Source organism: Paraburkholderia steynii, from assembly GCF_900100565.1.
GTDB classification, from domain to species: domain Bacteria; phylum Pseudomonadota; class Gammaproteobacteria; order Burkholderiales; family Burkholderiaceae; genus Paraburkholderia; species Paraburkholderia terrae.
The window spans coordinates 160,960-174,942 of sequence record NZ_FNDI01000007.1; the positions used below are offsets into that span (position 1 = coordinate 160,960).

Sequence of the window (13,983 nt, forward strand, 5' to 3'; positions counted from 1 at the left end):
ATCCGCGTCATCGAGGCGCGTATCTGCAGCGCGCCACGCACCTCGAAACGCTTAGCCGCGAGTCGACTTCGGCTGCGCGTCGCGCTCGTCGTCGCGCACTTCAATGGGTACCAGTTCGCGGCGCGACACACCCGTCGCGCCGCGGATGAACAGCACCATGCACGTCGCGAACATCATCCAGACCCCCGTCACTACCAGCCATTTTTCCATTTTGGTCACCCCGTATAGCGAGACTTCGAACCCCGTACCGTGCGTCATTGCGCATCTCATGACCGGTATAACGGCGCAATTTTCGTTTCGATAAGGGTTGCCTGAAAATAAACCGATCCAGGGAAAACACCGAGCGCAACCGCATGCATCCAGACGGTGCATACCGGCCGCAAACCCTTGTGTGACGGGCGTTGCCAAAGGGTGCAACCGTTTCTCGCCACTGGTTGCACCTTTTTATTGAGAGGGGTACGATTCGGCCAACTCTTAAGTCTTTGGCCGGCGTCCGCCCGGCGCATAAAGAAGGAACCATGGCGAGCACCACCCTTGGCGTCAAAGTCGACGATCTGTTGCGTACCCGGCTGAAAGATGCCGCCACGCGTCTCGAACGCACTCCGCACTGGCTGATCAAGCAGGCGATCTTCGCGTACCTGGAGAAGATCGAACACGGTCAACTTCCCGCCGAACTGTCGGGCCACCATAACGCAACCGAACTGGTCGAAGGCGCCGCCGATTCCGACGAAAGCGACGGGCTGCATCCGTTCCTCGAATTCGCGCAGAGCGTGCAGCCGCAGTCGGTGCTGCGCGCGGCGATCACGGCGGCGTATCGCCGTCCCGAGCCGGAGTGCGTGCCGTTCCTGCTTGGCCAGGCGCGCCTGCCCGCGAATATCGCGAGCGAAGTGCAGACCCTGGCGGGCAAGCTCGTCGAAACGCTGCGCGGCAAGAGCAAGGGCGGTGGCGTCGAAGGGCTGATCCACGAATTCTCGCTGTCGAGCCAGGAAGGCGTCGCGCTGATGTGTCTCGCGGAAGCGCTGCTGCGCATTCCCGATCGCGCCACGCGCGATGCACTGATCCGCGACAAGATCAGCAAGGGCGACTGGCGCTCGCACGTCGGTCATGCGCCGTCGCTGTTCGTGAACGCAGCGACGTGGGGCCTGATGATCACCGGCAAGCTGGTGACGACGAATAGCGAAACGGGTCTGTCGTCGGCGCTCACGCGCATGATCGGCAAGGGCGGCGAGCCGCTGATCCGCAAGGGCGTCGACATGGCGATGCGTCTGATGGGCGAGCAGTTCGTCACGGGCGAAAACATCTCGGAAGCGCTGGCGAACAGCCGCAAGTTCGAAGCGCGCGGTTTCCGCTACTCGTACGACATGCTCGGCGAAGCCGCGACGACGGAAGCCGACGCGCAGCGCTACTACGCGTCGTACGAACAGGCGATCCACGCGATCGGCAAGGCGGCAGGCGGCCGCGGCATCTACGAAGGCCCCGGCATCTCGATCAAGCTGTCCGCGCTGCATCCGCGCTATTCGCGTTCGCAGCAGGAACGCACGATGAGCGAACTGCTGCCGCGCGTGCGCGCGCTGGCGATCCTCGCGCGCCGCTACGACATCGGCCTGAACATCGACGCCGAAGAAGCGGACCGTCTGGAAATCTCGCTCGATCTGCTCGAAGCGCTGTGCTTCGATCCGGAGCTGCAAGGCTGGAACGGCATCGGCTTCGTCGTGCAGGCTTACCAGAAGCGCTGCCCGTTCGTGATCGACTACATCGTCGATCTGGCGCGCCGCAGCCGTCACCGCATCATGGTGCGTCTGGTGAAGGGTGCGTACTGGGATACGGAAATCAAGCGCGCGCAGGTGGATGGTCTCGAAGGCTATCCGGTGTACACGCGCAAGATCTATACGGACGTGTCGTATGTCGCGTGCGCGAAGAAGCTGCTCGGCGCGCCGGATGCCGTCTATCCACAGTTCGCGACGCACAACGCGCACACGCTGTCCGCGATCTATCACCTCGCGGGCCAGAACTACTATCCTGGCCAGTACGAGTTCCAGTGCCTGCACGGCATGGGCGAGCCGCTGTACGAAGAAGTCACGGGTCGCGACAAGCTGAACCGTCCGTGCCGCGTGTATGCGCCTGTCGGCACGCATGAAACGCTGCTTGCGTATCTTGTGCGCCGCTTGCTGGAAAACGGCGCGAATACGTCGTTCGTGAACCGTATCGCCGATGAAAGCGTGGCCATCAAGGACCTCGTTGCTGATCCGGTGGAAGAAGCCGCGAAGGTTGTGCCGCTCGGCGCGCCGCACGCGAAGATTCCGCTGCCGCGCAATCTGTTCGGTGCGGAGCGTACCAATTCGATGGGCCTCGATCTGTCGAACGAACATCGTCTCGCGTCGTTGTCGTCGGCGTTGCTGGCGAGCGCGCATCATCCGTGGCGCGCCGCGCCGATGCTCGAAGACAACGAGATCGCTGTCGGCAATGCGCGCGACGTGCGCAATCCGTCGGATCATCGCGACCTCGTCGGCACGGTTGTCGAAGCGACGCCCGAACACGTGAGCGCCGCGCTCTCGCACGCTGTCGCCGCCGCGCCGATCTGGCAGGCGACGCCCGTCGAAGCACGCGCCGATTGCCTCGCGCGTGCCGCCGATCTGCTTGAAGCACAGATGCATACGCTGATGGGTCTGGTCGTGCGCGAAGCGGGCAAGTCGCTGCCGAACGCCGTCGCCGAAATCCGCGAAGCTATCGACTTCCTGCGCTACTACTCGACGCAGATTCGCGACGAATTTTCGAACGACACGCATCGTCCGCTCGGTCCCGTGGTGTGTATCAGCCCGTGGAATTTCCCGCTGGCGATCTTCATGGGTCAGGTTGCGGCTGCGCTCGCAGCAGGCAACACGGTGCTCGCGAAGCCGGCTGAACAGACGCCGCTGATCGCCGCGCAAGCCGTGCGCATTCTGCGCGAAGCCGGCGTGCCCGCAGGCGCTGTGCAACTGCTGCCGGGCGACGGTGAAACGGTCGGCGCCGCTCTGGTCGCCGATGCGCGCACGCGCGCCGTGATGTTCACCGGCTCGACGGAAGTCGCGCGTCTGATCAACAAGACGCTGTCGAACCGTCTCGACCCCGAAGGCAAGCCGATTCCGCTGATCGCCGAAACGGGCGGCCAGAACGCGATGATCGTCGATTCGTCGGCGCTCGCGGAACAGGTGGTCGCGGACGTGCTGCAGTCGTCGTTCGATTCGGCCGGTCAACGTTGTTCGGCGCTGCGCGTTCTCTGTCTGCAGGACGACGTCGCGGATCGCACGCTCGAAATGCTGACGGGCGCGATGAAGGAACTGGCTGTCGGCAATCCGGACCGTCTGTCGGCCGATGTGGGTCCCGTGATCGACGCGGACGCGAAGCGCGGTATCGACGCGCACATCGCCGGGATGCGCGAGAAGGGCCGCAAGGTCACGCAGCTGCCGATGCCGGATGGTTGCAATGCCGGCACCTTCGTTCCGCCGACGCTGATCGAACTCGACAGCATCGACGAATTGAAGCGCGAAGTGTTTGGTCCGGTGCTGCACGTGGTGCGTTATCGCCGCAGCGCGCTCGACAAACTGCTTGAACAGATTCGCGCAACGGGTTACGGCCTGACACTCGGCATCCATACGCGTATCGATGAAACCATCGCGCATGTGATCAGCCGCGCGCACGTGGGCAACATCTACGTGAACCGTAACGTGATCGGTGCTGTGGTCGGCGTGCAGCCGTTCGGCGGCGAAGGGTTGTCGGGCACAGGTCCGAAGGCAGGCGGCGCGCTGTATCTGCAACGTCTGCTCGCGACGCGCCCCGCTGGTCTGCCGAAGTCGCTCGCGCAAACGCTGATGGTTGATGGTTCGCAAGCTGCATCGAATGGTGCGCAAAACGGCAACGCGGCAAGCGATAATCCTGCCGCAGCGCTGACGTCGCTGCGCGACTGGCTGATCGCGGAACGCGAGCCGGTGCTGGCCGCGCGTTGCGACGGCTATCTGGCAAACATTCCGGCGGGCGCGACGGCCGTGCTGTCCGGTCCGACGGGCGAGCGCAACACGTACACGCTCGGCGCGCGCGGCACGGTGCTGTGCGTTGCATCGACGGCAAGCGGCGCGCGCGTGCAGTTCGCGGCGGCGCTCGCGACGGGCAACAAGGCGCTGTTCGAAGGCGCGGCGGGCGAGCAGTTGTATGCTGCGCTACCCGCGTCGCTCAAGCAGTACGCGAGCGTGAAGAAGAGCGCGGAAGCATCGTTCGATGCCGCGCTGTTCGAAGGCGACAGCGACGAGCTGCTGACACTCGTGAAGGACATCGCGAAGCGCGCGGGTCCGATCGTGTCGGTGCAGGGCGTCGCGGCGCGGGCGCTGGAAAGCGGCGATGAGGATTACGCACTCGAACGTCTGTTGACGGAGCGTTCGGTGAGCGTGAACACGGCAGCAGCAGGCGGTAATGCGAATTTGATGACGATCGGCTGAGCGAACCTCGCTTGATCGATTCAAAAAAATGGCGCGAGACGGCGACCCCGATCACCGCGCCGTCCACACCTGGTACCAAGGAGAAGCTATGCAACATACGATGAAAAAGCTGGCAGGCGCGACGCTGTTCGCTGCCATGTCGCTGGCGGGGACTGCGCACGCACAGCAGGTCGAAGACGTGAAGATCGGCTTCGCCGGCCCGATGACGGGCGCACAGGCGCACTACGGCAAGGACTTCCAGAACGGCATCACGCTCGCAGTCGAAGACATGAACGCGACGAAGCCGGTGATCGGCGGCAAGCAGGTTCGCTTCGTGCTCGACACGGCCGACGACCAGGCTGACCCGCGTACGGGCACGACGGTCGCGCAGAAGCTGGTCGACGACAACATCAAGGGCATGCTCGGCCACTTCAACTCGGGCACGACGATCCCGGCATCGCGCATCTACGCGAACGCGGGCATTCCGCAGATCGCGATGGCGACGGCTCCGGAATACACGCAGCAAGGCTTCAAGACGACGTTCCGCATGATGACCTCGGACACGCAGCAAGGCTCCGTCGCGGGCACGTTCGCTGTGAAGACCCTGGGCATGAAGAAGATCGCGATCGTCGACGACCGTACGGCTTATGGCCAGGGTCTCGCGGATCAGTTCGAGAAGGCAGCGAAGGCTGCGGGCGGCACGATCGTCGATCGTGAGTTCACGAACGACAAGGCCGTCGACTTCAAGTCGATTCTGACGAAGCTGAAGTCGGTTCAGCCGGATCTGATCTATTACGGCGGTGCTGATTCGCAGGCTGCGCCGATGGTCAAGCAGATGAAGACGCTGGGTATCAAGGCTCCGCTGATGGGCGGCGAAATGGTTCATACGCCGACGTTCCTGCAGGTCGCAGGCGATGCGGCGAATGGTACGGTTGCCTCGCTGGCTGGTTTGCCGCTGGAAGAAATGCCGGGTGGCAAGGACTACGTTGCGAAGTACAAGAAGCGTTTCAACGAAGACGTTCAGACGTACTCGCCGTACGCTTATGACGGCGCAATGGCTATGTTCGATGCCATGAAGAAGGCTAATTCGACCGATCCGGCTAAGTACCTGCCGGTGCTGGCGAAGACGAGCATGCCGGCTGTGACGACCAAGGATCTGGCCTATGATCCGAAGGGCGATCTGAAGAACGGTGGCATCACGCTGTATAAGGTTGTCGATGGTAAGTGGACGACGCTGCAGAGCGTGGGTGGGAAGTAAGGTTTTTTGCCTTGCGGCGCTTGGTGATTAGCTGAGCGCTGCCGGTTGTTTTCGAAGCCTCGTAGGGTTTTTTGCTCTGCGAGGCTTTTGTGTTTTTTACGCTTGTCGCGGGCATCCGCGATGCGGTGTTTGCCGTTCACACGTCGCCCCTGTGCGGGGCGGCACCTACTTTTCTTTGCCGCCGCAAAGAAAAGTAGGCAAAAGAAAGCGGCTCACACCGAGCCGCTTGACGTTTGCCCACGGGCCCTCAACGGCCCGGGGCTGTGTGGTGCGCGAACCTCTTTACTCCCCGCGCAACTTCTTGCCCTGCTCGCGTACCTGCTCCAGCGTCGCGCCCGGCGTGCTCGCTTCCTGCAGCAAGCGAATTTCAATCACCGCCGGTTTCTTCGTTTCCTGCGCGCGTTTGAACGCCGGCATGAAGTCTTCCGTGCGCTCCACTGTTTCCCCATGTGCGCCGAACGACTTCGCGAACGCTGCGAAGTCCGGGTTTGTCAGCCCCGTTCCATGCACGCGGTTCGGATAGTGCCGCTCCTGATGCATGCGGATCGTGCCGTACTGGCTGTTGTTCACGACGATGAAAATCACGGGAAGATCGTATTGCATCGCCGTCGCGATTTCCGATGACGACATCATGAAGCAGCCATCGCCCGCAAAGGCCACCACCGCGCGATCCGGATACAGCGACTTCGCCGCAATCGCCGCCGGCACGCCGTAGCCCATCGCGCCGCTCGTCGGCGCAAGCTGCGAGCGGAAGTGGCGGTACGCGAAGTGCCGGTGCAGCCACGTCGCGTAGTTGCCCGCGCCGTTCGTCAAAATCGCGTCATTCGGCAAGTGCTCGCGCAGTTGCAACATGATCTCGCCAAGCTGCACGTCGCCCGGAATCTTGCGCGGCTTGCGCCATTCGAGGTACGCGTCGTGCGCTTCTTTTGCCGCGCCTTCCCATGCGGGTTTCGTCGATGGCTTCAGTTGCGCCAGCATCGACGCGATTTCCGGCATGCCCGAGACGATGGGGAGATCGGCGGAATAGACGCGGCCGAGTTCTTCCGCACCCTGGTGGACGTGGATCAACGTCTGCTTCGTCTTCGGAATGTCGAAGAGCGTGTAGCCGTTCGTCGTCGCTTCGCCCAGGCGTGGACCAAGCGCAAACAGCACGTCGGCATCCTGGATACGCTTGGCTAGCGCCGGGTTAATGCCGAGTCCGACGTCGCCCGCGTAGTTCGGATGCTCGTTGTCGAGCGTGTCCTGGAAGCGGAATGCGAGGCCAATCGGAAGCTGCCAGTTTTCGATGAACGTGCGCAAGCCTTCGCAGGCTTGCGGCGTCCAGCCGCTGCCGCCTGCGATTACCATCGGCTTCTTCGCGCTTTCGAGCAGGCCGCGCAAACGCTCGATCTGCTGCGGCGCAGGCGCTGCGGCAACGCGCTGATAGGCGGGCGCGCCCGGCATCGCGGCGCACGCGTCGCTCAACATGTCTTCCGGCAGCGACAGCACGACAGGACCCGGGCGGCCCGATGTCGCCGTGTGGAACGCGTGGCTCATGTACTCGGGAATGCGGCGCGCGTCGTCGATCTGCGCGACCCACTTCGCCATCTGGCCGAACATGCGCCGATAGTCGATTTCCTGGAACGCCTCGCGGTCCAGATGCTCGCGCGCGCATTGGCCGATGAGCAGGATCATCGGCGTCGAGTCCTGAAACGCGGTGTGTACGCCAATCGATGCGTGCGTCGCGCCCGGGCCGCGCGTGACGATTGCAATGCCCGGCCGGCCAGTCAGCTTGCCCACGGCTTCCGCCATGTTGGCGGCGGCCGCTTCGTGGCGGCACACAACCGTCTGAATTTGCGACGTTTCGTCGTGCAGCGAATCGAGTACTGCCAGAAAACTCTCGCCGGGCACGCAGAACACGCGCTCGACGCCATGCGTCAACAGCGCGTCGACCATGAGCCGCGCGCCAGTAGTCATATTTGAAGCATCGGAAGACAGCGACATTGCGAAGACACCTCCAGTCAGAAGAGCTTCGACAGCTTACGCCGAGACCCTCGCGGATGTCATTCGTAAAAGCGGCATCAACATTCGATGATGTTCACTGCCAGCCCGCCGCGCGACGTTTCCTTGTACTTGGTCTTCATGTCGGCGCCCGTCTCGCGCATCGTCTTGATGACGGAATCGAGCGAAACATAATGGCTGCCATCGCCGCGCAGCGCCATGCGCGCAGCGTTCACCGCTTTCACCGAAGCCATCGCATTGCGCTCGATGCAAGGAATCTGCACCATCCCGCCGACGGGGTCGCACGTGAGGCCAAGGTTGTGTTCCATGCCGATTTCCGCGGCATTCTCGACCTGCAGCGGCGTGCCGCCCATCACGGCCGCGAGCGCGCCCGCCGCCATCGAGCACGCGACGCCCACTTCGCCCTGGCAGCCCACTTCCGCGCCGGAGATCGACGCGTTCAGCTTGTACAGAATGCCGATTGCAGCCGCCGTCATCAGAAAGTCGAACACGCCTTGCTGGTTCGAGTTCGGCATGAAGCGCGTGTAGTAATGCAGCACGGCAGGGATGATGCCCGCCGCGCCGTTGGTCGGCGCAGTGACCACGCGGCCGCCCGCCGCGTTTTCTTCGTTGACGGCGATCGCGTACAGATTGATCCAGTCGATCATCGACAGCGGGTCTTGCAACGCGCGCTCCGGATTGCCCGTCAGCCCGCGATACAGTTGCGGCGCTCGCCGCTTCACCTGGAACGGGCCAGGCAGATTGCCGTCCGCGTCCGGATTGTTGATGCCGCAGCCGCGCGCAACGCACGATTGCATTACGTCCCAGATCTTCAGCAGGCCCGCGCGCGTTTCTTCATCCGTATGCCATGCGCGCTCGTTTTCCCACATCAGTTGCGCGATGCTCTTGCCCGTCGCCTTGCACATCTCCAGCAAATCGGTGCCGCTGCGGAACGGATGCGGCAACTGTTCGACGGCGGCGAGCACCTTCGTATTCGGCGCGCCTGCCGTCACGACAAAACCGCCGCCAACCGACAGATACGTCGATTCGCGCAGCGTCTCGCCGTTCGCATCGAAAGCGCGCAGCTTGAGGCCGTTCGGATGCTCGGGGAGTGCCTGCCGGTAGAACGAAATGTGGTCCTTCTGCACGAACGGAATAGCGTGCGTGCCGAGCAGCGCGAGCGTGCGTGAAGTGCGGACCTGTTCGAGGCGGGCCGCAATCGTGTCGGGATCGACGGTATCGGGCGCGTCGCCGAGCAGGCCGAGCATCACGCCGCGATCGGTGCCGTGACCTTTGCCCGTCGCACCGAGCGAACCATACAGATCCACCTTCACCGATGCCGTGTTGTCGAGCAGTCCGTCGCGCTCGAGCCCTTGCGCGAACATCAGCGCCGCGCGCATGGGACCGACTGTGTGCGAACTCGACGGGCCAATGCCGATTTTGAAGAGATCGAAAACGCTGACTGCCATCACTGCTCCTGCTAGCTGGAAATTCGTTTGTGCTGCACTGCGCGGGTAGCGCGGCAGCAGAATGTGCCGCGCGTGATCAACGCGCCGGCAACGGCAGACACACGGCGAGCCACGCGGGCGGCGTCGGTGCCAGTTTCAGCGCGACGGGCGTGTAGCGTCCGTCGAGCCGCGCGGCGAGGTGATACAGCTCAGCCGCATTCTTCGGGTCCCACTGTCCACTATAGCCCGGCAAACCGGCCTCGCGGCGCTTTGTGTCGAAAGGCACGCTCGAACGCACGAATTCGTCGTGTGTTTTCGCGCCCATTGCATACGGCGTGAGCCAGTTCAACGCGGCGGCGAGCGTCGCGCCGCTCGGCGCGCGTTCGTTGAGCCAGTTGCGGTTATGGCGGCGCGCGGCGAGCGCGGCCGTCACCAGCGGTTGCAGATCGTAAGTCACATAGTGCAGCGCATCGCGCTCGCCGAAATCGACGGTCGTGCCGTCGGGCGCGATGTTGTCGTTGACGTGCTCGACGTACAGGCGCTGCGCCGCCTCGATCATCTTGCGGTTGTCGAGCGTGAAAGCCGCCATGGCGATCAGCTTCACGCGATGGCTCTGCCAATTGTTACGGAACGTGCCCGTCAGCGGCCGCTTTTGCGCGTCGATCTGCGCGATATAGCCGTTCGCGAGCTTCGCGAGGAACGCCATTGTTGCGTTGCGCGTCTTCACGGGCAGGGCGCTCGCCGTCATGTCGTACGCGAGGATCAGCCCTTCGAACGGCGTTTCGTCGATCGGATTGAACGACGGCTGGTAGGTCGTGACCCATGCATACAGCAGGCGGTCGACCAGCTTCAGATAGCGGTCGTCGCTGGTGGCGCGCCACGCGAGGGCAGCATCGCGCAACAGGTCGAGATCTTTCTCCGCTTCCTTGCTCTGGTCGTAGATGCCCTCGTGAGGCAGCGTGCCTTCCGTATGCAACTGACGCACCGCGTGCGCGGGCTCGTTCAGATGCGCCTGGACATTGCTCACCAAAGCCTTGACGCCCGGATCGGAATTGGTGCGCTCACTGGTTTGCAGCGCGGGCGCGGCGCAGAGGTTCATCGCGGCGTAGGCGCTCTGGGCGCAGAACGCGGCGGCCGCGATCAACAGCGCGGTAAGCGGGAAGGCAGGAGAGGGTCGTTGCGGCGCACGCGTACGGTGTGTCGGCGGTTGCATCATTCGCACCTGTCGCACCATGCGAAACTCCTTCGTTGGGCTGATTCGGTGTGAGATGGTAACGGTTTGACGCGCGGAGCAACAGGACTGCGGGCAGAACCGCACGCCGTTCCCATTCGAGCGGCGCACGGTTCACGCTACTTCAACACTTCTACTTCACTCGTAATCGGCCACGGGCACACACGAGCAGAACAGGTTGCGGTCGCCGTACACGTTGTCGGCACGGCCGACGGGCGGCCAGTACTTCTTCGCAACCAGCGACGGCAACGGATACGCCGCCGTTTCACGCGCATAACCGTGCTTCCATTCGTTCGCGACGACGATAGCCGCCGTATGCGGCGCATGCTTCAGCGGATTGTCTTCGCGATCGCTGCGGCCTTCCTCGACGGCGCGGATTTCGTTGCGAATCGCGATCATCGCTTCGATGAAGCGATCCAGCTCTTCCTTCGATTCCGATTCGGTCGGTTCGACCATCAGCGTGCCCGGCACCGGGAAGCTCATCGTCGGCGCGTGGAAGCCGTAGTCCATCAGACGCTTCGCGACATCGTCGACGGAGATGCCGCTCGTTTCCTTGATGGGGCGCAGATCGAGAATGCACTCGTGCGCGACCAGTCCGCCCGGGCCCGAATACAGCACCGGGTAATGCGGCGCGAGCTTGTTCGCGACGTAGTTCGCGTTGAGGATCGCGGTTTCGGTGGCGGCCGTCAGGTTCTTCGCGCCCATCATCGCGATGTACATCCACGAGATCGGCAGGATCGATGCCGAGCCATACGGCGCAGCGGAGACAGCACCGATGCCGTTCGCGTCGCGCTCATAGCCCGTCGACGTCTGGTTCGGCAGGAACTTCGCCAGATGCGCGCCGACTGCGACAGGGCCGACGCCCGGTCCGCCGCCGCCGTGCGGAATGCAGAACGTCTTGTGCAGGTTCAGGTGCGAGACATCGCCGCCGAACTGGCCCGGCGCCGCGAGACCGACCATCGCGTTCATGTTCGCGCCGTCAACGTAGACCTGGCCGCCGTGCCCATGCACGATCTCGCAGACTTCGCGGATATTCTGCTCGAACACGCCGTGCGTCGACGGATACGTGATCATGATCGCCGCGAGCTTGGCCGAATGCTGTTCAGCCTTCTTCTTCAGGTCTTCAATATCGACGTTGCCTTGCGCGTCGCACGCAACGACGACGACCTGCATGCCCGCCATCTGCGCCGACGCCGGGTTCGTGCCGTGCGCCGAAGCGGGAATCAGGCACACATTGCGATGACCTTCGCCGCGCGATTCGTGATACGCGTGGATGATCAGCAGACCCGCGTACTCGCCTTGCGAGCCCGCGTTCGGTTGCAGCGACACGGCCGCGTAGCCGGTTGCGGCGACCAGCATCTGTTCGAGCTGATCGATCATTTCGCGGTAGCCGACAGTTTGCTCGGCGGGCGCGAACGGGTGAATCTGGCCGAACTCGGGCCACGTGACGGGCAGCATTTCCGACGTCGCGTTGAGCTTCATCGTGCATGAGCCGAGCGGGATCATCGAGCGGTCGAGCGCGAGATCCTTGTCCGACAGGCTGCGCAGATAGCGCAGCATTTCCGTTTCCGAATGGTGACGGTTGAACACGTGGTGCGTCAGATACGCGCTTTCGCGTTCGAGTGCTGCCGGGAACGTGTTCGACGCGCCAAGCTTTGCATCGAGTTCATCGATTTGTGGCACGGCTTCGACAAATGCCGCTTGCGCGAACGCGGCGAGCAGATCGGCGAGATCGGCGCGGGTGGTCGTTTCGTCGAGCGACAGACCGACGCGCGTCTCGCTCACGTGACGCAGGTTGATGCCCTTCGCCGTGGCGGCGTCGTGCAGTGCCTGGGTGCGCGGGCCCGTTTCGAACGTGAGCGTGTCGAAGAACGATTCGTTGACGAGCGTGTAGCCGAGTTGCTTCGCGCCAGCGGCCAGCAGAGCGGCGATGCGGTTCACGCGTTGCGCGATCATCTTCAGGCCGCGCGGGCCGTGATAGACGGCGTACATGCTCGCCATGATCGCGAGCAGCGCTTGCGCGGTACACACATTCGACGTCGCCTTTTCGCGGCGGATGTGCTGTTCGCGCGTTTGCAGCGCGAGACGCAGCGCGGGATTGCCTTGCGCATCGACGGTGACGCCAACCAGACGGCCCGGCATCTGACGCTTGAATTCGTCGCGCACGGCGAGATACGCCGCATGCGGGCCGCCGAAGCCGACGGGCACGCCAAAGCGCTGCGAATTGCCGACGGCCACGTCCGCGCCCCATTCGCCCGGCGGCGTGAGCATCGTCAACGCGAGCAGGTCGGCAGCAGCGACCACGTGGCCGCCCGCTGCGTGGATCGCTTCAGCGAGCGCGCGGTAGTCATGCACGTCGCCGTGTACGCCCGGGTATTGCAGCAGCACGCCGAACGCGTTCGACGCCGCCGCATCAGCAGCCGGTCCGACCTTCACTTCGATGCCGACGGGCTTCGCGCGCGTCTTCACGACTTCGATGGTTTGCGGCAGCACGTCGTCTGCCACATAGAAAATGTTCGACTTCGGCTTGCCGACGCGTTGCAGCAGCGTCATCGCTTCGGCGGCGGCCGTCGATTCGTCGAGCAGCGATGCGTTCGAGATCGCGAGGCCCGTCAGGTCGACGATCATCTGCTGATAGTTCAGCAGCGCTTCGAGACGGCCTTGCGAGATTTCCGGCTGATACGGCGTGTATGCCGTGTACCACGCCGGATTTTCGAGCACGTTGCGCAGGATGACGGCGGGCGTGTGCGCGTTGTAGTAGCCCTGGCCGATGTATGAGCGGAACACCTGGTTCTTGTCCGCGAGTTCGCGCAGCGCGGCGAGCGCTTCGGCTTCGCTCTTCGGCTGGGCGAAGGGGCCGAGCGGCAGCGCGTCCTGGCGGCGAATCGTCTTCGGAATCACCGCGTCCATCAACGCGGCGCGCGACGCAAAGCCGAGGGCTTCGAGCATCGACTGCTGATCGGCCGTATCCGGGCCGATATGCCGTTCGGCGAAGGCGTCATGCACTTCGAGCGCGGCGAGCGAGAGAGGAGTGCGGTTCATCAGATGATCCGGGTGTTCGAGCTTCATGGAATGTTCCTGCTGGCGCGGCGTTCTTCTATCGTGGCGAACGCCGCGCCGGTCGTGAGTAAGTGGCTTATTCGCCGATCGACTTGCCGTACGCGGCGGCGTCCATCAGACGGTCTTCCGAGGCGCCCGCAGCCGGCTTGATCTTGAACAGCCAGTTGTCGTACGGCGCGCTGTTCACGGCGTCCGGCGTATCGGCGACGTTCGGGTTGGCCTCGATGATCTCGCCCGAAACAGGGGCGTAGATATCGGACGCAGCCTTCACCGATTCGATGACGGCGACGGTATCGCCTGCCGAGACGGTCTGGCCCAGTTGCTGCACTTCGAAGAAGACGATGTCGCCGAGCGCTTCCTGCGCGTGGTCGGTGATGCCGACCGTCAGCGTGCCGTCTGCTTCGGTGCGGACCCATTCGTGCGATTCGGTGTATTTCAGATCGGCCGGGATGCTCATCGGATGCTCCTATGCGGTAATTCGGTTGATTTAAATGATGGGACGCACGCGACGATTTCGTGTCTGTCCGGTGTCTGTCTCGTGACGCTCATCGTGTGACC

The 13,983-nt window shown here is 63.5% G+C and carries 8 protein-coding genes; 2 read left to right on the plus strand and 6 right to left on the minus strand.

Translation table 11 applies throughout. The annotated features are described in order from the left end of the window. Positions 1 to 51 precede the first annotated feature (51 nt). Entirely contained in the window at positions 52 to 258 is a 207-nt protein-coding gene (locus tag BLT65_RS15030) for a hypothetical protein (protein ID WP_007748986.1), read from the minus strand. A 260-nt stretch (positions 259 to 518) separates the two neighbouring features. Here BLT65_RS15030 and putA point away from each other — a divergent pair, with 260 nt between their 5' ends. Both putA and BLT65_RS15040 read left to right on the plus strand, forming a co-directional pair. Next, positions 519 to 4,469 carry a trifunctional transcriptional regulator/proline dehydrogenase/L-glutamate gamma-semialdehyde dehydrogenase gene (gene putA, locus BLT65_RS15035; RefSeq protein WP_091778778.1) on the plus strand — a complete coding sequence of 1,317 codons (3,951 nt, stop codon included), beginning with the start codon at positions 519 to 521 and terminating at the stop codon, positions 4,467 to 4,469. A gap of 88 nt (positions 4,470 to 4,557) precedes the next feature. Next, on the plus strand, positions 4,558 to 5,706 hold the full coding sequence (locus BLT65_RS15040; protein WP_091778780.1) for a branched-chain amino acid ABC transporter substrate-binding protein: 1,149 nt from the start codon (positions 4,558 to 4,560) through the stop codon (positions 5,704 to 5,706). 282 nt (positions 5,707 to 5,988) lie between these two features. Here BLT65_RS15040 and BLT65_RS15045 read toward each other — a convergent pair whose 3' ends face one another. From BLT65_RS15045 to gcvH, 5 genes are all read right to left on the minus strand, one after another. Further along, complete coding sequence (locus tag BLT65_RS15045; RefSeq protein WP_091778782.1) at positions 5,989 to 7,689, minus strand: thiamine pyrophosphate-binding protein; 1,701 nt, start codon at positions 7,687 to 7,689, stop codon at positions 5,989 to 5,991. A gap of 77 nt (positions 7,690 to 7,766) precedes the next feature. Then, entirely contained in the window at positions 7,767 to 9,155 is a 1,389-nt protein-coding gene (locus BLT65_RS15050) for an L-serine ammonia-lyase (protein WP_091778784.1), read from the minus strand. A 76-nt stretch (positions 9,156 to 9,231) separates the two neighbouring features. After that, the gene (locus BLT65_RS15055; protein WP_091778786.1) at positions 9,232 to 10,368 is read right to left on the minus strand and encodes an alginate lyase family protein; all 1,137 of its coding nucleotides are present in this window, start codon (positions 10,366 to 10,368) and stop codon (positions 9,232 to 9,234) included. 135 nt (positions 10,369 to 10,503) lie between these two features. Next, entirely contained in the window at positions 10,504 to 13,434 is a 2,931-nt protein-coding gene (gene gcvP, locus BLT65_RS15060; protein WP_091778788.1) for an aminomethyl-transferring glycine dehydrogenase, read from the minus strand. Between the two features lie 67 nt (positions 13,435 to 13,501). Beyond that, entirely contained in the window at positions 13,502 to 13,882 is a 381-nt protein-coding gene (gene gcvH, locus BLT65_RS15065) for a glycine cleavage system protein GcvH (protein ID WP_042305124.1), read from the minus strand. Positions 13,883 to 13,983: the final 101 nt, after the last annotated feature.